The sequence below is a fragment of the Pararcticibacter amylolyticus genome, from assembly GCF_003130405.1.
GTDB classification, from domain to species: domain Bacteria; phylum Bacteroidota; class Bacteroidia; order Sphingobacteriales; family Sphingobacteriaceae; genus Arcticibacter; species Arcticibacter amylolyticus.
The window spans coordinates 93709-114645 of the sequence record NZ_QEAS01000016.1 but is presented as its reverse complement, the minus strand read 5'-3'; the positions used below and the strand labels follow the sequence as shown (position 1 = coordinate 114645).

The 20937-nt window shown below is 47.4% G+C and carries 17 protein-coding genes; 9 read left to right on the top strand and 8 right to left on the bottom strand.

All coding sequences use genetic code 11. From position 1 onward, the window contains the following. Position 1: 1 nt before the first annotated feature. Positions 2–3118, top strand: a complete 3117-nt coding sequence (locus DDR33_RS18330; RefSeq protein WP_109417261.1) for an efflux RND transporter permease subunit — start codon at positions 2–4, stop codon at positions 3116–3118. Further along, a complete protein-coding gene (locus tag DDR33_RS18325) occupies positions 3108–4118 on the top strand; it encodes a hypothetical protein (RefSeq protein WP_109417260.1) in 1011 nt (336 codons plus the stop codon). The genes DDR33_RS18330 and DDR33_RS18325 overlap by 11 nt, the downstream gene beginning before the upstream one ends. Positions 4119–4285: 167 nt before the next feature. On the opposite strand, the gene DDR33_RS18320 is transcribed toward DDR33_RS18325, so the two are convergent. Beyond that, complete coding sequence (locus DDR33_RS18320) at positions 4286–4705, bottom strand: winged helix-turn-helix transcriptional regulator (RefSeq protein ID WP_109417259.1); 420 nt, start codon at positions 4703–4705, stop codon at positions 4286–4288. 108 nt (positions 4706–4813) lie between these two features. Here DDR33_RS18320 and DDR33_RS18315 point away from each other — a divergent pair, with 108 nt between their 5' ends. From DDR33_RS18315 to DDR33_RS18305, 3 genes are all read left to right on the top strand, one after another. Then, on the top strand, positions 4814–5557 hold the full coding sequence (locus DDR33_RS18315; RefSeq protein ID WP_109417296.1) for an SDR family oxidoreductase: 744 nt from the start codon (positions 4814–4816) through the stop codon (positions 5555–5557). A 69-nt stretch (positions 5558–5626) separates the two neighbouring features. Then, positions 5627–7180, top strand: coding sequence for a DHA2 family efflux MFS transporter permease subunit (locus DDR33_RS18310; RefSeq protein WP_109417258.1), 1554 nt, complete (start codon positions 5627–5629; stop codon positions 7178–7180). Positions 7181–7374: 194 nt separating this feature from the next. Beyond that, positions 7375–7755 (top strand): hypothetical protein, encoded by a 381-nt coding sequence (locus DDR33_RS18305; protein ID WP_146198808.1) that lies wholly within the window; start codon positions 7375–7377, stop codon positions 7753–7755. Between the two features lie 280 nt (positions 7756–8035). Here the strand turns inward: DDR33_RS18305 and DDR33_RS18300 are convergent, their stop codons facing one another. From DDR33_RS18300 to DDR33_RS18280, 5 genes are all read right to left on the bottom strand, one after another. Further along, positions 8036–8557, bottom strand: a complete 522-nt coding sequence (locus DDR33_RS18300; protein ID WP_109417256.1) for a DUF1572 family protein — start codon at positions 8555–8557, stop codon at positions 8036–8038. Between the two features lie 141 nt (positions 8558–8698). Next, positions 8699–9610, bottom strand: a complete 912-nt coding sequence (locus DDR33_RS18295; protein WP_109417255.1) for a ketopantoate reductase family protein — start codon at positions 9608–9610, stop codon at positions 8699–8701. A gap of 9 nt (positions 9611–9619) precedes the next feature. Then, positions 9620–10162: a YbhB/YbcL family Raf kinase inhibitor-like protein gene (locus tag DDR33_RS18290; protein ID WP_109417254.1), complete on the bottom strand. Its 543-nt coding sequence runs from the start codon at positions 10160–10162 to the stop codon at positions 9620–9622. Between the two features lie 32 nt (positions 10163–10194). Continuing rightward, positions 10195–11070 (bottom strand): helix-turn-helix domain-containing protein, encoded by an 876-nt coding sequence (locus DDR33_RS18285; RefSeq protein ID WP_109417253.1) that lies wholly within the window; start codon positions 11068–11070, stop codon positions 10195–10197. Positions 11071–11072: 2 nt separating this feature from the next. Further along, positions 11073–12485, bottom strand: coding sequence for an aminotransferase-like domain-containing protein (locus DDR33_RS18280; RefSeq protein ID WP_109417252.1), 1413 nt, complete (start codon positions 12483–12485; stop codon positions 11073–11075). Positions 12486–12608: 123 nt separating this feature from the next. Here DDR33_RS18280 and DDR33_RS18275 point away from each other — a divergent pair, with 123 nt between their 5' ends. From DDR33_RS18275 to DDR33_RS18255, 4 genes are all read left to right on the top strand, one after another. Beyond that, complete coding sequence (locus tag DDR33_RS18275) at positions 12609–13697, top strand: branched-chain amino acid aminotransferase (protein WP_109417295.1); 1089 nt, start codon at positions 12609–12611, stop codon at positions 13695–13697. 422 nt (positions 13698–14119) lie between these two features. Continuing rightward, positions 14120–15139: a hypothetical protein gene (locus DDR33_RS18265; protein WP_109417250.1), complete on the top strand. Its 1020-nt coding sequence runs from the start codon at positions 14120–14122 to the stop codon at positions 15137–15139. Between the two features lie 276 nt (positions 15140–15415). Beyond that, positions 15416–16231 (top strand): SDR family oxidoreductase, encoded by an 816-nt coding sequence (locus tag DDR33_RS18260; protein ID WP_109417249.1) that lies wholly within the window; start codon positions 15416–15418, stop codon positions 16229–16231. Between the two features lie 98 nt (positions 16232–16329). After that, on the top strand, positions 16330–17241 hold the full coding sequence (locus DDR33_RS18255; RefSeq protein ID WP_109417248.1) for a helix-turn-helix domain-containing protein: 912 nt from the start codon (positions 16330–16332) through the stop codon (positions 17239–17241). A 41-nt stretch (positions 17242–17282) separates the two neighbouring features. Here the strand turns inward: DDR33_RS18255 and DDR33_RS18250 are convergent, their stop codons facing one another. After that, positions 17283–18452, bottom strand: a complete 1170-nt coding sequence (locus DDR33_RS18250; RefSeq protein WP_109417247.1) for a PepSY-associated TM helix domain-containing protein — start codon at positions 18450–18452, stop codon at positions 17283–17285. A gap of 11 nt (positions 18453–18463) precedes the next feature. Next, a complete protein-coding gene (locus tag DDR33_RS18245) occupies positions 18464–20833 on the bottom strand; it encodes a TonB-dependent receptor (protein WP_109417246.1) in 2370 nt (789 codons plus the stop codon). Positions 20834–20937 lie beyond the last annotated feature (104 nt).

Below are 20937 nucleotides of genomic sequence, written 5' to 3'. Positions count from 1 at the left end.
AATGTCAATTGCAGAAGTTGCCGTTAAGCGGCCATTATTAATCATCGTGATATTCACTGTACTCATCCTTTTTGGGGTGCAGTGCTATTTTAATCTGAATTATAACCTGCTGCCAAAGATCGAGGTCAATACAGTAACGGTCAGTACCGTTTATCCGGGAGCTTCAGCTGCAGAGGTGGAGACATCCGTAACCCGAAAGCTGGAAGACGCATTTGCTTCCGTGGAAGGTCTGGACAAGATCACTTCTACGTCGCAGGAAGGCGTGTCAGTCATATCGGTCGCCTTAAAGAGCGGTACAGATGTTGACGAGGCGGAACGCAATATTCAGCGGAAGGCCGATCAGGCTCAGAACGAACTGCCGGAAGATATTGACCGTCCGGTGGTAAATAAGGTAAATCTTGAAGAAACACCGGTGTTGCGGGCGGGAGTCACGTCGAAGCTGGCACCCAGAGAACTCTACGATCTTGTAGATGAACAGCTCACACCCATACTTCAGAATGTAGAGGGAGTGGGACAGGTAAATATTATAGGCGGAGACGAGCGGCAAATCCAGGTGAATGTGGATCAGGCAAAGCTGAAAGCCTATGGCCTGAGCATCGCCCAGGTCACTGATGCTGTAAATAACGCGAACCGTTCGTTTCCTGCGGGAAGTATCGAAACGGTGAACCAGCAGCTATCTATACAGTACGATGCCAATGTCGTATCGGTCGGCCAGCTGCGCGATCTGATCATTCAGCAACGGCCTGGAGCCGGAAGCATTTATTTACGTGATATTGCGGAAGTAGTAGATGCCACAGCAAAAACGACTGCCATTAACCATATCAACGGAATTCCCTCCATCGGCATCCAGATTATAAAGCAGAGTGATGCAAATGCGGTTAACGTAAGTAAAAAAGTAAAAGAGAGTTTTAGGCAGATTGAGCAGCAATACTCAGGGGAGAAACTGAAATTTGCTGTTTCTTCCGATCAGTCTGTTTATACGCTCGAGTCGGCTGATGCGGTAATGTTCGATCTTTTTCTGGCCGTGGTGATTGTAGGGATCGTAATGCTCGCCTTCCTGCATAGCTTCAGGAGTTCTATGTTCGTTCTTGTGGCACTACCTTCATCCATCATTCCTACGTTTATTGCAATGTATGTATTTGGTTTTTCCTTAAACCTGATGACCCTCATGGCAATGTCGCTGGTAGTGGGAATCCTGGTAGACGACTCGATTGTTGTCCTTGAAAATATATACCGGCATCTGGAAATGGGCTCTAACCGGGTTAAGGCTGCCCTTGATGGTCGTAGTGAGATCGGGTTTACTGCCCTGGCCATCACCCTGGTCGATGTCGTGGTGTTCCTGCCCCTGGCAGTATCCGGTGGCATCATCGGTGCGATCCTTCGCGAATTCTCCCTTGTGGTAGTATTCTCTACGCTTATGAGTTTGTTTGTCTCATTTACGGTCACCCCCATGCTGGCGAGCCGCTTCGGGAAAATTGAGGAGATGAATCCAAAGACACTATGGGGAAGGCTGAACCTGGGTTTCGAACACTTCATTGACCGTCTGAAGTACACTTACGGGAACGCGCTGGCTGTGATCCTGCACAAAAAGCGCTGGCTTCTGTCAGGCGTGATCATCCTCATTGCGGCCTCCCTGATGCTCCTGGTAAAGGGCTTTATCGGTGCTGCATTCATCCCGAACAGTGATCAGGGAGAACTTGTAGTGAACCTTGAGTTGTCGCCGGAGGCCTCTGTTTACCAGACGAATATGACTACCCAACAGGCGGAGAAGATCATCATGGCTCAACCCGAAGTAAAACAAGTGTTCTCCAGCATAGGTTTCGTAACCGGGAGTGTTGCCGGGAGCAGCAATAATAGTAATCTGGCAGAGCTGACAGTCGCGCTTAAAGACCGGGAGCACCGGTCAATGAGTTCTGAGGAATTCGGTATCGCTATTCAAAAGAAACTGAGTGCTTCTATTCCGGGCATTAAGGTTACAGCCTCGCCAACTTCAGTATCGGGGAATTCTCAGGCCCCCATACAAGTTGCTGTTAAAGGCGTAGACCTGAAGAAAGTAAGAGATCTGGCTGAGCAGTACAAAGCCATGATTGCCACTGTGCCCGGGACCCGCTTTGTTGAACTTTCAGTAAAGGACCAGAAGCGCCAGGTGGAAGTGAAACTAAACCGTGAAAAAATGACCTTGTTAGGCATTAACGCAAGTCAGGTAGGTGGTGCTCTTCAGAACGCGTTCAGCGGCAATGACAAGAGTAAGTTTAAGGAGGCCGGAAACGAATATGATATTTTAATAAGCCTGGATAAATCTAACCGGTCTGATATAAACGATGTAAGAAACCTTCCGTTTGCAAATACCGATGGTGAGACTTTCGTATTAAGCCAGTTTGCTGAGGTGAAAGAAGGCCTCGGAGAGAGTGTTCTTCAGCGAAGTGACCGCCTGAGCTCCATCACTGTTAAGGCAAATGTTGTTGGCAGACCAACAGGAACTGTAGCAAACGACATCAAGGCTAAAGCGGCCAGGATTGCAACGCCCGCCGGAGTTACCGTAGAATATCTGGGGGATGTTAAAAATCAGGGCGATGCCTTCGGAAGCCTGGGCCTTGCTTTAATTACCGGCATCGTGCTGGTCTATCTGATCATGGTTGCCCTATATGAGAGTGTCATTTATCCGTTTGTAGTGTTATTTTCAATTCCTGTAGCGATAATCGGAGCCTTGCTTGCCCTGGCTCTGACAATGGAAACCCTGAATATTTTCTCAATTATCGGGATGATCATGCTGCTTGGCCTTGTGTCGAAGAATGCAATCCTGATCGTCGACTTTACAAACCAGCTGCGGGATGAGGGCCATAGTGTGAAAGATGCTTTGCTGGAAGCAGGTAAAGAACGTTTGCGGCCAATTCTGATGACCACACTGGCGATGATCCTGGGAATGCTTCCGATTGCACTGGCTTCAGGAGCCGGTGCGGAGATAAAAAACGGTATGGCATGGGTGATCATTGGCGGCCTTACCAGCTCCATGATTTTTACATTATTTGTTGTTCCAGCTATGTATATGATTATTAACGGACTTAAAGAGCGGTTTCAAAAGAGACCAAAAGAGGGAGGATTGAGCTATGAAGCGTAAATATCCCCTTTTACTGCTGTGCTTCTTTTCCTTAGCGAGCCCGAGGGCACAAACAGCTGTCGAGGCTGCAAAAAAAAGGATCGCCGACTCCCTTAAAACACTCTATCTGGAGGAAGCGGCAGTCAGATCACCCTTGTTAAGGCAGGTGATCATATCAACCGACTTTGTTGCCGGTGGATCCGTAGACGGGATCCTCGATGGCAATAAAGTCTATAACGGAAAAGCGAACAGGCGGCAAACCAGCGCCCTCTTCAAAGTTCCAGTGATGAATTGGGGGAAGAATTCTTTGTCGGCAACCATCTCCTACTTTCAGCAGCATATGGAATTTACAGAAGTGAATTCGCCGGTTGCGGCTCTGAACACCGACAGGCTCAGCTTTGACAAGTCTTCAGGCGGCCTGAGTCTTGTATTTTCCCGACTAGATTCGCTGTTTGGTAAGCGGGTGGTTTATATTGCCTCAGTGTCTGGCGCAAGTAACGACTTATCTTCTATGCGTCGGATGAGTTACCTGGCAGGGGCCTCCTTTGCGTTAAAGCAAACCAAAAATACAAACCTCCGGCTCGGCCTCATTGTCAACATTGATCCTTTTACGCCTGTTCCGGTTTTTCCAATGGTTGTATACTGGCACCGGTTTGCTTCGTCCAACCTCGAGCTTTCCTTTGACCCTGCCAGGATGGCTCTCCGTCACCCTGTTGGCAAAAACGTCTGGGCATCTGCAGGAACCAGTTTTTCCCTTGCTGCCTCGTTTTTAGACCGGGATGAGCCGTCGGTCCCGCATGACGTGAACTATGCGGTATCCGACCTGAAAGCCGGTGCAGGACTGGAAGTGCGTTTACTCAGGAAGCTCATGCTGGGGGTTGAGGGGGGAATGATGAATCCTCTTTCCGCCAGAGCATTCGAGCAGGGAGAGAGTTCCCGTAATTATTTCTTCAGGAATGATTTCGGTTCCCGCCCTTACTTGAATTTTACCCTATCGTTACTTCCGTTTAAGTTCCGGTAAGGAATGATGTATCAATTGCTGTTCAGGATACGATCAGGTCCCGGATAAAGGAGACCTGATCGTTAGATTAATTAAGAAGTCAAACAGAAAGACAGAGCTTTGATAGACGGCTGGTTACAGTTCGCCTGACCAGTCCCATTATCCAATTCTTCTATCGTCGGGTTTGCTTACCCTGGCTGGAGCTTGCTTCTTAATTTTTCCTGTATCGCCTGGATAGTATCCTGGCGATCATTTTGCAAGGCAGCTTTCAATTCCGGGTTAAGCCCCGGCGGGTGGAATTGCGCGCCCCAAAGTCCAATCTCCAGGATGACGGGTACCAGACTGATCCCTTTTTCTGTCAGTGTATAACTAAACTTTGACTTTTTATCTGTACCTACCTGCTTGTTCACAAAGCCGTAATGCTCCAGCATACTAAGGCGGTCAGCCAGGATATTGGTGGCGATCTTTTCTGCAGAGCTTTGGAACTCACCATAGGTGGTCTTGCCAAACAACATCATGTCCCGGAGGATCAACAGTGACCATTTATCCCCAAAGAAGTCTAATGTATAGCTTACCGGACAGCCTGACCGGTGTTTTATTTCTTTCATAAATATGACAAAAATTCACTTGCATTTTAAAAGTAAATTATTTTACCTTTGTTTACTTGCAAAATGAAAGTAAAGTTAAGCAGAATATTAATCAAAACAAATAAACTCATGAATATTACGAATAAAACGATACTGATCACCGGCGGTGGTTCAGGTATTGGGTTCGAGACAGCAAAGTTGCTAAGTGAAAAAGGAAACAAGGTCATCATCTTAGGCAGAACAGCTGAGAAACTGCAAAAGGCGGCAAATACCTTAACAAATACCACAGCGATCACCTGTGATATAACCAGTGAAGCCGACGTAGACAACTTAATAAAGGAAATCAATGTAAATTATCCTGAACTGAGCATATTGATCAACAATGCCGGTAAAGCTTTTGTATACCAGCACTCAGAGACCGCCGGCGCGGTAGACAAGGCAAGACAGGAAATGGAAACTAATTACTTTTCTCTCGTTAGCTTAACCGAGAAGCTGCTGCCTGTTCTGAAGAAGCAACCTGAAGCAGCGGTCATCAACGTAACGTCGATTGTAGCTTATTCGCCTGTGACTGTGATACCAAGTTATTCAGACAGCAAAGCTGCCGTACATTCCTATACCTTGTCATTACGCTATACTTTAGCGCAGGATACTAACATCAAAGTATTTGAACTGATGCCGCCGACCGTAAATACCGAATTCTCGAAAGAGATCGGGGGGGAGGAGCGTGGTATGCCGGCAAGTGAGGTAGCAGAAGGTTTGTTAAAGGGGATTGAGCAGGATCAGTACGAAATAGGCGTTGGCCTGACCGTTGGATTTCGCGATCAGTTCTTTACTACAGAAGAAAAGGCGTTCCAGGCGATCAACCAGCGTTAAACTTGAACTTGCTACCACAATAGGATCGTTCCAGAGGGGCGATACTATTGTGGTAATGTATCTGACTGTATGAATGACTTTAAACGATCCCTGTTGATCATCACTATGCTGCTTGCTGCGGTAATGGAACTTATCGATACCACCATCGTAAACGTGGCGTTATCGCACATGAGCGGGAACCTGGGTGCAACCCTGGAAGATACCACCTGGGTGATTACGGCCTATGCTATCGCCAATGTGATCATTATCCCGATCACCAGCTTCCTGACCGCCATTTTGGGAAGGCGGAAATACTACATCGGATCGATAGTTCTGTTTGTGGTCTGTTCATTCATGTGCGGCAGCGCCGGTAATATCTGGACGCTGGTCTTCTTCCGCTTTTTACAGGGACTCGGTGGTGGTGCTTTACTTTCAGTATCACAAGCGGTTATTTTTGAACTCTTTCCGAAGGAAAAACAAGGAGTAGCCAGTGCAATTTTTGGTATTGGCGTATTTATCGGTCCTACGATAGGCCCTACAATGGGCGGTATCATTACCGATAATTACTCATGGCCGCTCATCTTTTATATTAATGTGCCCATAGGCATACTCGCCGCAATTTCTTGTTATTTTTTACTCACCGAACCGACTGTCAAGCCTAAGGTAAGTAAGGTAGACTGGTTAGGTATTGCGTTATTAGCTATCGGTATCGGTGCATTACAAACCGTGCTTGAACGCGGACAAACAGAAGACTGGTTTGACACACGATATATCACCGTACTTACCATTACAGCCATCGTTGCGCTCACTGCATTTGTGATGTGGGAACTGCATGTCCCGCATCCTGTGGTCAATCTCCGGGTGTTCAAAAGCAAATCGCTGACTATAGCAGCTATAATGACCTTTATAACGGGTATCGGCATGTTCACGTCGGTGTTTCTTACACCGGTAATTTCCCAGCGTTTACTCGGCTTTTCTCCAACCGAAACCGGGTTTCTGTTGCTGCCCGGAGCTGTTATTGCAATCGTCGGACTTATTGTATCCGGAAAGTTTATCCAAAGCGGTGTTTCTCCATTACTGGTCGTAGCGGCCGGTTTCCTATGTTTTATTTACTTTAACTGGAACATGTCGGGTATAAATTTTGATACCTCTGCGCACGCAATTACGATCAATTTAATATTCCGTGCGCTGGGTATGGCCTTTCTTACCGTGCCGCTTACCATGCTGGCGGTTTCTTCTTTACCGGCTGCGGAGATACCACAGGGTGCTGCCCTGAATAATATGATGCGGCAATTGGGAGGTGCATTCGGAATATCTATCGTAAATACTTACACCGCGCACCGGGTTGCCGTTCATCGCAGTGATTTGTTGACCAACATTACGAGCACCAATGTTGAAGCTGCGCAGCGGCTCCATGCGCTAACATCCTATTTTCAGCAAAAAGGTATCAGTGCTATTGATGCCAAAACAAAGGGCATGGCTATCATGGAGCAAACTGTTGTCAGGCAGGCAGCCATGCTCAGTTATGTGGACGATTTTATTCTGATCGGGCTTTTATTTGCATTAACCCTGCCGCTATTGCTGTTGGTGATCAGATCCTCTAAAAATCCGGCTGCGACCGGTGTGGTCATTGCTGATCATTAACACACAGGCATTCAATTTCAACCGAAATACACAAATTTTCGCAATGTATGAAAATACCTTTACTATGTTTCGTTCAAAGTGTGTAAATTAAGAATCGGCTGGCCATATCCAACCCTGGTTTACTTGCGGGCATCACTACGGTAGGGGCTAACCTTCCCACACCTGAAAACCTGACTGACAGCCTTCGTACATCAATGCCACCAGTATTAATGATCAATGGCACCGCAGATCCTATCATTCCTTATGAAGGTGGCAGAGTGAAATTTTTTGGCAGGTCACTTGGCAACGTTATCAGTGCATTAGGCACAGCTGAAATATTTGTCGAAAGCCATGACGGAGCAAAGACAACACAAACTATAAGATTCCAACATATACATCCGGATGATTTGACAAGTGTAGAAAGAAGGATATGGTTGCAGGATCAGCATGAACTTGTTTCCTTACTTACCGTGCACGGAGGTGGCCATGTAGTGCCGCAATCCATAGCTAAATTTCCCAAACTTATGGGTAAAGTAAACCTGGATTTTAGTGCGCCCCGTGAGGCAGTCAATTTTTGGCGGCTTACGGGTGGCTGAAATTATTCAGGACCGAAAGACAATTTAATCGATTCTTTAAATTTAACCGGATAATTTGCGGCCATGAGACGTCGCTGACCTGCGTTCTCTTATCCTGAACAGGATAGGGGATGGAGAATAGGGGAGACTTGACCATGCAGGTCCATGCTCTTTAGACAAAAGATCTAGAGCAAATTATGTGACTTACAAAACTGGAAATGAAAATGGTTTACGTCCATAGTGATGACCAGAAAAAAAAGGAGTTCGATAGAGGTGATGAAGAGTGCCGGTAACTTATGGCCTATCTTTTCCCAAATTTCTCCTCGTTAAAACTTTGAGATCCGCCACGTGGAATGGATAAAGACTGCCAGCTATAAGCGAGTTGCTTGCCAATGTAAACGATCTGGCCAATATGGTACGGATAATGTGCTAACTGGCGGTTGATCGCTTCCACAACCGTATGTTCTTCATTGCGGATATATATGATGCGGTCCAGGTCATTTTCCTTCAGTTCAACCAGCGTGTCCAGTAATATCTGCCAGCCTTTGTCCCATAACGCCAGCATTTCTGCTCTCGTTGCAACGTCGTTCTCAAACTCACTGTCACGGTTACGCCAATCCTTTTCCCCGTCAGTTACCAAAAAGTCTGTCCACCTGCTCAGCATGTTGCCGGCGAGGTGTTTAACAATAGTCGCAATGCTATTGCTTTCAGCATTATACTGCCAGAACAAATGTTCATCCGGCAGCTGGGCAAAGGTCTTTTCGCCTAATTGCTTATAGTATCTGAACTGCTTAATGGCGCTGGTTAAAAAGGCTGTTTCCATTTATTTAGTGTTCTGAAGTTTACTGTTTTCATGCTGTAACAAAAATAGATAACAAAGTTGAAAAGCAGCCGGGCAAACGGTCGAAGCTTCCCATGGTGTCCGGACCTGCTTTCCATACCGGGTTCCCGGATCGATGCATATTTATAAAATTAATTTTGATTTGAGCTGGATCATCTTTCCCAGAAAGCGCGTTGCAATTACCAGGTGTGCCGCCTGGAGCATTTCTGCCTGCGCTGCGACGGCCAGGTTTAAGGTTTCAATCTCCGTTTGCCGGCGGTTCCGGATATCTTGCAGAGTTGAAATGAACTGCCCGTCCGAAGACCGGCTGATATTCAATACAAGTTGCTCAAGTTCTTCGCTATCCAGCGATATGCCGGCCTTCCCGGCCACCTGAACACATTCGTCGATGATGGTACGCGCCAGTCTCAGTGCGTCTGCGTTTCTGTAAAATATGCCATTATCGATATCCAGCAACGGACAGATGGAATTGAAAACGCAGTTGGCGATCACCTTTTTCCAAACGACGTAAAGTATTGGATTTTCCTCCCTGAACGGGAACCATGGATTGTCAATCTGTGCTATGACCTCTCCCAACTCCTCGTTGTTACCACTGACCACACCGACCAGACTGGCCGCTACCGGTTTAAACTGAATGGTTCCGTCAGCAATAAACTGGCTGGTAGCCATCAATACACAACGGTAAATGCTATTGAAACCACTGTCAATAAATGGCTGCTCAATGTCCAGCCCGTTCTGCAGCAATACGATTGGCCCCTCGGGCTTGATAGCAGCGAGCTCGCCGGCAATGCTTGTATTTCCATAAGACTTGCTTGTTACCAGCAAAATGCCCTTCATATTCCGAAGTGTATTGAAGGTTTTAATGGTCACGTCCGATGTTAACGTACTACCGTCCGGTAACCGCACAGTGATATTTTCGATATTATCCGCATCCTGGTCGACACTGCTTCTTACCAGCAGTACTTGCCTGCCGCTTTGCGTCAGCATCACCGCTAGAGCTTTGCCAATGGCACCCGCGCCAATAAGATATATCATGGCCTTTGATCAGCGTTTGCAATAAACTATTAATGATGCCCTGGCGATCGTTGCGCTGTGTAGCATAAAGCCGGTCAGCGCGGCGGTGGACTGACTGCTTGTCCCTAACTTAGGCGTGTTAAGCGCGTAAACCGTAATGATATACCGGTGCGCTGTTTCACCTTCCGGCGGGCAGGGCCCCTGGTAACCCGGTGCTCCCGTATCATTTAAGCTTTGCAGACTGCCGTCGGGCGCAAGCTTTTGTGGTATGCTGCCTGCACCACTTTTCAATTGCATAACGTTTGACGGGATATCTACAAGTACCCAATGCCAAAACCCGCTGCCGGTCGGCGCGTCTGCATCATACATAGTTACTGCAAAGCTCTTGGTTCCGGCCGGTGCATTCGTCCAGTGTAATTCCGGGGATTTGTTGCTGCCAGTGCAGCCAAAGTTCGCGGCTATAAACTCATTGGTGAACTGCCCGCCCAGGTCAGCGCTGGAAAGTGTAAATGTTTGGCCAGAGGTAAAACTGGCGCATAAAAATAAACAAGCCGTAAAAAGGATATTCTTCATGTTCAAATATCCCTGCCTGCACTGATGCCTGGTTATTGCGAAACGTCCAAAAACTTTTGCGAAAAGCCCATTCCCGCTGCCTTACGGTAGTCCGCGGGCGTAACGCCGAATTTCCGCTTAAAAGCCGTATTAAAGTTGGCGACATGCTCATAACCATAATCAAGGTACAGTTCACTTGCAAGTTTTCCTTTTGCAAGTTCAGCACAAGCCATTTCCAGCCTGCGTTCGCGGATGTATTTTTGAGGAGATAATCCGTAAGCCTGCATAAAATCCCGTTTGAAGGACGAGAGGCTGCGGTTGCACAGGAACGCCAGTTCATCAAGACTCAGGGGGGTAAGCAAGTTCTGCTCCACCAGATTTTGCAGTGAAGCTGCCGTGCCTTTGCCAAACACGGCAGATAAAAGTTCCGGTGCCAGTTCGTACGTGGCGGTCAACAGTTCATTCAATTTAAGTTTCGCTATTTCCACGGAAAGGCTTTGCCGCATTTGTATCAGCGACCGGATATGCCGCACATATTCCCTGATATAAGCATCCGTTTTAAAATGAATGTAGGGTGCTTCAGGCTTTTCCGGTTTCTGCGGCAAAGTTCGCGAGGCCAAAAAGTCACGACCCATTTGCCCGGGAAAAAAGACGATGAAACTGCTGTACAACGCATCGGTATCGCTGTGCTCTGCGATGATGGAATTGCCTTCCGGAATCAGCATTCCATAGCCTTCGGTAAGGGTGGTGCTGCCAGCCGCGCGGTAGATCCGTTTTTGCCCATGCTGCACAAAGCTGAATGCATAGCTGTCGAAAAATACCCGGTTGCGGAATGGACTACCACGGTCGCTGTAATCGACAAAGCTGATGTTGCCAGCCGAAATTTGAGGTTGTCCGGCTGTTGCCAGAGGTACATGTACAATATCCATGACTATATGATCAGGTTTCCTAATTTTTTCAATGCCCCTTCAATATTTTCATTCCAGGGCATGCCATAGCTTAAACGCATGCAGTTGTGGTATTGGCCTTGCAGGGAAAACATGCTGCCCGGCGCTATACTTATGTTTTGTTTGATGGCCCTCTCATACAGCTTAACCGAATCGACGTGGTCTGCAAGTCCTACCCAAAGCATAAACCCACCCTGGGGCCGGCTGATACATGTGCCCTTAGGAAAGTATTGGGCTATAGCGTGGCTATAGCGCAATGCATTCGTCTGTAATGTTTGCCGCAAGCCGCGCAGGTGATGCGCATACCGCCCGGTCTCTAATAAATCAGCGATCACCTCTTGCGTAATGGTGGTGCCGGCAATGCTCTGGTAGAGCTTCAGTCGCATGACCTCGTCTTTAAACTTTCCGGGCGCAACCCATCCGATGCGGTAACCGGGAGCGAGCGTCTTGGACACAGAACTGCACCACAGTACCAATCCGCTCTCGTCGTAGGACCGGCAGGACCGCGGCCGTTCCGTACCGAAATATACCTCGCCATAAATGTCATCTTCGATCAGCGGGACACCAAAGTGCTGGATCAGCCGGACCACTTCTTTTTTATGCGCTTCAGGCATCAGGCTGCCCAGGGGATTATTAAAATTACTAATGAGCAGGCAGGCAGCAACCTTACCTGCCGCGAGTACCTTTTTTAACGCATCAACTTCTACGCCTGTCTGCGGATGTGCAGGCAGCTCAATCACCTTAAGCCCTAAACTTTTAGCGAGCTGTAATATGCCGAAATACACCGGGCTTTCCACCGCTATCGTGTCGCCCCGCCGGGTGGTTACCATCAGCGACAACGACAAAGCTTCCATGCAGCCCGAAGTTACCACGAGTTCATCGCCGGAAAGCGAAACCCCTTCGCCAGAATAAAAGCGTGCAACCTGACTACGCAAATGGTCGCTGCCCTGCACCTGCTCATATTCCAGCCCGCTGCCGGAGAGCGTTCGGGTGGCACGAAGCAAACCCTTGTTCAGTTTAGCAACGGGCAGTAATTCCAGCGCAGGCACGCCAAGTGAAAGCGGTACAGCGCCGCTGTGGCCCATATCCCGGTAAACACGGGAGATCACCTCATGCAACTCACCCCCTGAAGCCCCGTCCGGCGAACTAACCGCAGGCAAGGGCAAGACCCGCTTTGCCGGCCGGTGCACAAAATAACCGGAACGCGGCCGCGATTCGATCAGGGATTTTGCTTCTAACTGGTAATAAGCTTGCAATGCCGTGGTTTGGCTCACATTGTATTGCTCACATATAGTGCGCAACGAAGGCAGTTTATCGCCAACCCTCAGCACTTGCCCGGCGATCTGCCGCTCAATATCAGCGGCTATCTTATCATACAATAATGTCTTTGCTTTCATCTGCTATGGTCAAATATATCAATTCTGCATCTGTACACCTGATGTTTTTTCAATGACCTTTGTGTTATGACAAAAAAAGACATCCAAACGGGCCAATATAAAAATGTAAATCAATCTGTAGTTATGAAATATCCTATTCAGTTGCAGCGCAGCAACAGCAGCGCGCTGCCCTCGTACGATTTTACCAGCATCAACTTCGGGCCTGATCATACCGATCATTTGTTCTGTGCCGATTTTAAAGACGGGCAGTGGCAAAACGCCGCCGTTAAACCCTTTTCCGAATTTTCTATCAGCCCGCTTGCGCTTTGCCTGCATTACGGCCAAACGGTTTTTGAAGGGATGAAAGCGTTCAGATTGCAGGACGGCAGCGTGAGTATTTTCCGTATACAGAAGCACCTGGAACGCCTGAACCGCTCGCTGCAGCGCATGTGCATGCCCGATGTACCGGAGGAACTTTTTATCAATGCGCTGGACAAACTTGTGAGCACCGACCAGGGATGGGTATCCGGCCTGCCGGGAAATTCCCTTTATCTGCGCCCGATGGTATTTGCGACTGAAGCACGGCTGGGTGTAACGGAAGCAAAGGAGTATAAGATGATGATCGTTGCATTACCCATCTCCAATTATTACAACGGTACTGTAAAGGTTAAAGTAGAAACAGAATATACCCGGGCTGCTAAGGGCGGTGCCGGATTTGCGAAATGCGGTGGTAATTATGGCGGAGCTTTCCTGCCAACCCGACTGGCTAAAGAAGCTGGGTTTGACCAGGTGTTATGGACCGATAGCGAGACCCATACTTTCATTGAAGAGTCGGGAACCATGAACGTCATGTTTGTAATTGACGGCACACTCATCACACCACCGCTGTCTGGCACCATTCTCGACGGCGTTAACCGGGATTCCATCCTGACGCTTGCAAAAGACAGTGGTATTCAAACCGAAGAACGCCCGGTTAGCTATCACGAACTGGAAGCTGCTTTTAACAGGAATGCACCTGTTGAAGCATTTGGCGTGGGAACCGCCGCCGTGCTCACTCAGATCGGGGAAATCAATATTCTCGGCAGAAGTTATTTCCCGGATTGCTCATCAAGCGGCGTAGCCATCAAATTACGAAACGAGCTCCAGGGCATACGGACAGGACTGCTGCCTGACCGCCATCATTGGAACTATGTGGTAAGCCAGCCGGATACTGCGCAGATGTTCAATCCATGATTGGCGTACTGCAAGCAAAAACGGGAAATAGCCAAACATCATGCTTCTCTACAAGCAATCTGTCTATTTAACTTATTTCAGGTCTCATTCAGGGGGAAGAAGTAGGTACAGGCTGATACCTCGTGAGCAGCAAGGTCCCCTCATTCCTGATTGGAATCTGAATGTTGCAGCTTATTTCCCGCTTAAGTTCCGCATAGAGGCCGCCTTTTTCACAGGAAGGCGGCCTCTATGCAGCTTTTAGGCTGTTTGTATTTGGGATTATTTAGAATTATTCTAAATAAAAACCAGTGCTTGACCTTGCCGAAACATTGTCCCAACTTTACCACAAAGCCGGCAGCACCGGCGCCCCTGACCCTCCGGACTTCGAGCAGATCACCTCCCCCGGGCCTCCGACGCTTTTGCAGCCACAAAAATGAAACACTATGGCAATTTTAGAAAGAAATGGTGCCCTGCGCGGGACAGCAGGTACCGTGGTATTCCGGAACTTCCGGGGCATGACGGTGGTGCAGGGCCTTCCCAGGAAGAATAAAAAGCAGACACTGGCCAGCAAGGCAAGCGCCGGAGAGTTCGGACTGGCCAGTTCGGCCGCCGCCTGTATCCGCTCGGCCCTCAAACCGGTTTTTCGCCACCTGCATGACGGCGGGATGGTGAACCGCTTCAACAGTGCCGTTTACCGGAGTATTTTAGGGAGCAGAACAGCGCCCAGGGGTGCCCGTGATCTGCACGATGGAGATCCTGGCTGCCTGGAAGGATTCGAGTTCAATGCTGACAGCCCCCTTAGTCAGGCCCTGAAGATTAAACCTTCGGTCACCCTGACGGAAGGAGGCAGGATACGGGTGAGGATGGAAGTGTGGGACAGCGTGACTGGTCTGAAGGTGCCCGAAAAGATAAAGGAGATGACGGACCGGTACCGGCTGCGTTTTCTGGTCACGGCTTTTAACTTCCGCCAGGAATACTATGAATATGTGTCGGTAAAAGATCTCAGTGTTATTAAATGGAAGGCGCTTGAGTCACAGGATTTTGAGATGGAAGGGGTTATACCGGAAGGGTGTATGGTGATGGTGACGGCTTCACTGGAGTGCCTGACAATCAACGAAACAGACAGAAGCACGGAGCTGGCAAACACCCCATCGTTCAGTCCGGCCGCTATCCTGGCGGTATTTCAGTCAGCGGAGGCTCTTCCGTTGGGGCAGCCGCGGGAAGCTATACAGGAGGCATGCCGGCACCATCCTAACCTGGCTGGTTACACGGGCAATTGGTGGCTGAAAAAAGTAGCTGAACAGAGAGAGAAGCTGGAGACGGCAAGCCAGGCACACCGGCAAAAGGCTTCGGCCAGCGGGCCGCCGGGGAATAATGCCAGAGGGAAAAGGGCAAAGACCGCTGACGAAACGGAAGAAAACGCAGAGGCTTCTTTTGTTATTGGAAGAAGGTTCAGTTTTTAAGGCAGTGGACTGATTAAAGGCACAACATACCGACTCAGGGTCGGAGGCGCAGCGTGCGCTATCTTTAAAAGACAGATACGCTGTGGATAAACGCCGGTATTACACGTTGGCAAACGAAAGTAAATACTGTTAATCTGCTCGCTGGCTACTGACCGGAGATCAACGATCAACCGCAACTTCATAATCCGTAAAAAGTATACAACTTGCCTGACTTTCTATTACCGGGTGCTCTGTTTTTACTATGACCTTTACATCATAAAATAAAACAATAGCAATATGAGAAACACCATTTTAATTACCGGCGCAAGCAGCGGTATAGGCAGGGCCACTGCGAAATTCTTTATCGAAAAAGACTGGAACGTTGTGGTCACCATGCGGAATCCGGATAGCGAAACAGAATTTAAAGATCTGGGTAATATTTTGCTCAGCAGACTGGATGTACTTGACCCTGATAGTATCGAAAAGGCAATCGCTGAGGGTATTCAAAGATTTGGCAGGATCGATGTGCTGGTGAATAATGCAGGTTACGGCGCCTTTGGTCCGCTGGAAGCCTTTTCAAGAGAAAATATTATTCGCCAGTTTAATACCAACGTCATTGGACTAATGGATGTTACCCGTGCAGTGCTGCCGCATTTTCGTAGTAACAAAAGCGGAGTGATCGTGAATATATCGTCTATCGGCGGCAAGATGTCCTTTCCCCTGGGCTCTTTGTATCACGGAACCAAGTTTGCTGTGGAAGGAATATCAGAAGCCTTAAGCTACGAACTGGAGCAATTTGGTGCAAAGGTTAAAATAGTAGAGCCGGGTGCCATTGCTACCGATTTTGCAGGCCGTTCGATCGACTTCAGCAATGATGAGTCGCTGGTTGAATACCAGGGCCTTGTGGGTAAAGTGAATGAAGGTATGCCTGCGTTTTTTGAAAATGCTTCACCGGCCAGTGTGGTTGCCGAAGTAATTTATGAAGCGGCTACTGATGGTACCAGCAAGCTGAGGTACACGGCAGGGGAAGATGCCGGGGAGATCATTTCCAGGCGTAAGGCAACTGATGACGAAACCTTTTTCAGCGGTGTCAAAATCATGTTTAAGCTCTGACGCGATAATCAGTAAATATAAGGCCATTGTGAAGCAATGGCCTTATATTTATTACTAATAAATGCATTAAATTTATAAGGTCTTTAATTCACACCAGGATGAGTATATCGCTCCATTTCACCGGAATAGCCGATGTCTATAAATTTTTCAATCTGGATCAGCCTCTTAAGCATCCGCTTGTTGCTGTGATAGACTTTAGTGATGTAGACGAGCAGGTAGCGGAGGACACGAGAATATCCGGAGATTATTACTGTTTATTGTTCAAGCGGTATGACGGCAATAATGTGAAATACGGGCGTAAGGTGGTTGATTTTAACAACGGCAGCCTAATGTGTATTGCACCTAACCAGGTATTGGAGATGGAAACCGACATCGGTGCATACACAGAAAAGGAAGGGTGGGGAGTATTTTTTCATCCTGATCTGATCAGGAATACCTCACTTCAGCAAAAGATGAAAGATTACAGTTTTTTCTCATACGAAGTGTCGGAAGCACTTCATATGTCGGAAAAGGAGAAACAGATCTTTTACGACTGCGTGCAGAAGCTGGACGGCGAACTCCGGGAAAACATTGACGGGCATAGTCAGGCTATTATTGTATCCAATATTGAGCTGCTGCTGAATTATTGTTCGCGGTTTTACGGCAGGCAATTTATCACCCGGAAGAGCGTGAACAGTTCGGTCGTGGTGCAGGTAGAGAAAATACTAAGCGATTATTTCGGGAAGGGTAAGCTTCAGGAGCAGGGCTTACCTACGGTGAAGAGCCTGGCATACCAGGTAAACCTATCGCCGGGCTATCTGAGCGATCTTTTAAAAAGGGAAACAGGTAAGAACGCACAGGATCATATCCACTATTTTTTAATTGAAGAAGCCAAGACTATATTGATCAGCACCGATAAGCCGGTCGGTGAAATCGCCTACTTACTGGGCTTTGAATATCCCCAGTACTTTAATAAACTTTTCAAACAAAAGACAGGGAAAACACCCCTGGAGTTTCGTAATATGAATTAAGCAGGTGTTTGGGACTTTAAATGAGTTTATATAACTGTTGTTTATGAGGTATTTATCCGCCTGTGCAGGTGTACAGGCCGCTTGGCTTTCTTTTTGTTTTTGCGGCCAATCCATATATAAAAACCTGTAACAGGGAGACCTGCACAGATGAAGCTGACTATAAATGCAAGTATTTTACCTGGCATATTCAAAATAGCACCTGTATGAATATAGTAGTTCATCGAACGTAGTTTGTCACCTGCAACTCTTTCACTGTAATACTGCGTATAAAGGTTAGCACCTGTATTGCGGTCGTAATACAAGCTCGTCCATTTGTAGCCCACACTTTCTGTTTGACTGTAAGCATAAATAGCTTCTTTTGCTGTTTGGGGTATGCTGACGGCATAAAGTTCATTTGGCGAACGCTTTCGCATATCGGCTACTACCATATCCAAAACACCGGGTTTCTTTACTGCCAGTGAGTCTGAATGATAGGTTTTCTCTTCGGGGGTGGCTGATCCGCCGTTAGCAAGCCATTGTAAGCTATGATCAAACCATTTGAATGCCCATACCAATCCTGTAAGTCCGATAATGAGTGCTGCTATCAGAGCGTAAAATCCCAGAATGTTGTGCAGGTCATAGTTTTTGCGTTTCCATTTGGTGGTATCTTTCCAGCGGAAAGCAAATCGTTGTTTGGCTGCTGCCTTGTTTTTTGGCCACCATAATATCAGTCCGCTTATTAAAAGCACAATAAATATCACAGTACTCCAGCCGATGACCTGCTTACCGATGCTTTCCATCAGCAGGTCATAATGTAACATCACCATCAGCCTGAAAAACTCAAATTTGGTATTTTCCACATGCTGAACCCTGCCGTTGTAGGGGTTAACGAAAACAGTGTATTCGGCATCAATGGCATCGAAATAGTTCCAGCCACGAGGATTCTCCTTATAAACATATATGGCGGCGGTGCGGTTGCCGGCTTCGTAAATCCTTACCGCAGTGGCTTTCAGGCCATGCCCCATAGCTTGTTCACCAATGCTGATCATTTGCTGCACAGGCAGGCGGGGCTTATTTTCCTGTTCAATGAAATACCTGTCTTTGTAGATCAGGTCGCGCAAATCATATTCAAATACCAGTATGCAGCCTGTGATGCCTAGTATAAACACCACCAGCCCGGACGCGAGCCCGAGCCAGAGGTGTAGTTTGCCGATAGCACGTTTAAGCGTCATCGGGTAAATAATTAAAATTTCATGGTTAGAGTCGCTAAAAAGTTGCGGGTTGGGTTGGGTGCTCCCCAGAAACCCCAGCTTTTCTGATCTCCTATGTTGTTCATTTTAAATGCAATTCTGAATTTGGTGTCTTCATAGAAAGCGGAAGCATTGAGAATGTGATAAGAGGGCAGCAGGAAAATATTGGAGTCGTCAAAATATGATTTGCCTACGTAATTGCCGCCGGCACCTAAACCAAAGTTTTTAAGTGCCCCTTGTTTAAAGTGATAATTCAGCCAGTAGTTGGCGATATGCTGGGGAGAGTTGTTAGAAATATTATTATCCAGATTCTGTGAGCCCTTAATCCGGTTATCATTGTATCCGTAGCCCAGCAACAGGGTTAAGCCTTCAACCGGATTGGCGGTGAAATCCCACTCGATACCCTTGCTTACCTGTTTCCCATCCTGAAATGCGAAGCCGAGATCATTATACCGGACGGCATTATCGATATCAATATAATAGTAGCTGATAGTACTGTTTACTTTCTTACCGAGCAGTTCGAACTTAGCACCACCCTCGTACTGAACCGCATAAACCGGTTTTATGGTAAAGCGCGAACCGTCTGGCTGTGTAGCCGGAGGGTTGTTCTGATACCCGTTCATGTAATTGGCAAACAATGATATATGATCTTTTACAGGTTGATAGACCAATCCCAGTTTTGGCGACCATGAGCTTTGGGTATAAGGAGAAGCCCATATGCCGGTCGACTTATCATCGATGTATTCATAACGTAAACTCAGCATCAGGAATAAGCGGTCGCGCAGGTTCAATACATCAGAGGCGTATGCACCATAAGTAGTGTTATTGGTATTTCCCCAGTTCATGATCGTGCCCGGTACCAATGCGCTGTCAACCAGTGCCCGGTCAATTTTAGGGTTTTTATCATGGATACTGTATTTCCGGATCACACCGGTGCTGCCGCTCATACCGCGACCATTGTATTGCGTAATATTAGCACCCAACAAAAAGTTATGTTTAATAACCCCCGTATTAAATTTACCGTTAAAGTTTTGCTGTATGTTTATGTAAGTATTGCTTACCGGACCATATTTGGATACATCCAGCGTGACACTATCGGGGGTGACCCAAACCGGATAGTCCTGGTAACTATGATCGACAAACTCGTTCACATATGACACATTAGAAGTGGATGTCCAGTTGTCATTCAGCTGGTATTTGCCTTCTGCAAAAAACTTTGTAGCATTAGTCTTGGCATCCAGATCGTTGTCGAACAGTGATTTTTTATAATCGAGCGGAATATCTGCGTACGAGCGGATCCCTGTTGACGGCAATATGCGTACGTAGGTGGGGCGAACCGAATTGACTGAATAAAGCTCAGCGTCAAGTAATAGCGTAAAGCGGTCATTTACCCTGTAAAGTATGCTTGGCGTAAACAAGGCGCTGTTGTAGAAACCACGCTCGTTGTAGCTATCTTGCCTCTGCAATGCAGTATTTACCCGCAAGAGAAGGCTTCTGTCATTATTAAGGGGGGTATTGATGTCGGCGGTGACGCGGCCCAAACCAAAGCTGCCCATGCTCAGGTCGACGCTTCCCTGAAAATAGTCGAATGGCTGTTTGGTGACAAGGTTAACCACACCTCCGAATGATGATATCCCCGCACCAAATAAAGTACCTGAAGGCCCCTTTAAAAACTCGATGCGTTCCACATTGGCTACATCAGCGCTGGCCCGGCCAGCAGTTGATTGCAGGCCATTGCGTGCATTCACGTCGGTAGCAAAACCCCTTGAAAATGCTGCAATGCCGCCGCTTGGGTAAAGGATCGGTGTTACTCCCGGTGCGTTACTGAATGCGTTGGTAATGGAAACAATGTTTTGCTGCTTGATTATTTCACTATTTACCACATTGTAAGCCTGTGGGTTTTGCAGGTTGTTAAGCGGCATCCGCGCTACCTGGTCGGTGTTCTTATTGGTTACCTTATGATTGTCAACGGTAACCACTACCTCCTGCAATTGCTGGTCACTCTCCACAAGTATAAAGTCGGAGGTTGTTGTTATACCTGCTGTTACGGTAACCTGCCGTTTTTGGGTAGCGAGACCGGTGTAACTGGCGACCAGCTCATACTGACCGGGAACGATATTTTTAATGATGTACTCTCCGTTTGGTTTAACAATTGTGCCTTTGGTGGTACCGCTAAGGGTGATGGTTACGAACTGGGCTGGTTTCCCGTCGGACGTTTTTACGGTTCCGGTGATGATACCGGAGGTCTGGCCGGAAACGAAAATACTGTCGAACAAAAGAAATAAACAGGTTACGGATCTAAAAAGAAATTTCAGGTTAAATGTTTTGCAGATAAATGTGAACCTGCATGAAATAGATTTCATAATATTGTCTTAATGTTTAATGGGTTGAAGGATCTGTTAACATTGGCCCGGTGTGATGTTTGGCGACGAAGCACCGGGTTTCTTGTTTTTATCAGTAATAATGG

Bases quoted from the DNA above. Each gene is read 5' to 3' on its own strand.
- DDR33_RS18260 (WP_109417249.1), top strand. From the start codon at position 15,416: ATGAGAAACACCATTTTAATTACCGGCGCAAGCAGCGGTATAGGCAGG.
- DDR33_RS18305 (WP_146198808.1), top strand. From the start codon at position 7,375: ATGCCACCAGTATTAATGATCAATGGCACCGCAGATCCTATCATTCCT.
- DDR33_RS18275 (WP_109417295.1), top strand. From the start codon at position 12,609: ATGAAATATCCTATTCAGTTGCAGCGCAGCAACAGCAGCGCGCTGCCC.
- DDR33_RS18250 (WP_109417247.1), bottom strand. From the start codon at position 18,452: ATGACGCTTAAACGTGCTATCGGCAAACTACACCTCTGGCTCGGGCTC.
- DDR33_RS18245 (WP_109417246.1), bottom strand. From the start codon at position 20,833: ATGAAATCTATTTCATGCAGGTTCACATTTATCTGCAAAACATTTAAC.
- DDR33_RS18280 (WP_109417252.1), bottom strand. From the start codon at position 12,485: ATGAAAGCAAAGACATTATTGTATGATAAGATAGCCGCTGATATTGAG.
- DDR33_RS18300 (WP_109417256.1), bottom strand. From the start codon at position 8,557: ATGGAAACAGCCTTTTTAACCAGCGCCATTAAGCAGTTCAGATACTAT.
- DDR33_RS18265 (WP_109417250.1), top strand. From the start codon at position 14,120: ATGGCAATTTTAGAAAGAAATGGTGCCCTGCGCGGGACAGCAGGTACC.
- DDR33_RS18315 (WP_109417296.1), top strand. From the start codon at position 4,814: ATGAATATTACGAATAAAACGATACTGATCACCGGCGGTGGTTCAGGT.
- DDR33_RS18310 (WP_109417258.1), top strand. From the start codon at position 5,627: ATGAATGACTTTAAACGATCCCTGTTGATCATCACTATGCTGCTTGCT.
- DDR33_RS18320 (WP_109417259.1), bottom strand. From the start codon at position 4,705: ATGAAAGAAATAAAACACCGGTCAGGCTGTCCGGTAAGCTATACATTA.
- DDR33_RS18290 (WP_109417254.1), bottom strand. From the start codon at position 10,162: ATGAAGAATATCCTTTTTACGGCTTGTTTATTTTTATGCGCCAGTTTT.
- DDR33_RS18255 (WP_109417248.1), top strand. From the start codon at position 16,330: ATGAGTATATCGCTCCATTTCACCGGAATAGCCGATGTCTATAAATTT.
- DDR33_RS18325 (WP_109417260.1), top strand. From the start codon at position 3,108: ATGAAGCGTAAATATCCCCTTTTACTGCTGTGCTTCTTTTCCTTAGCG.
- DDR33_RS18295 (WP_109417255.1), bottom strand. From the start codon at position 9,610: ATGATATATCTTATTGGCGCGGGTGCCATTGGCAAAGCTCTAGCGGTG.
- DDR33_RS18285 (WP_109417253.1), bottom strand. From the start codon at position 11,070: ATGGATATTGTACATGTACCTCTGGCAACAGCCGGACAACCTCAAATT.
- DDR33_RS18330 (WP_109417261.1), top strand. From the start codon at position 2: ATGTCAATTGCAGAAGTTGCCGTTAAGCGGCCATTATTAATCATCGTG.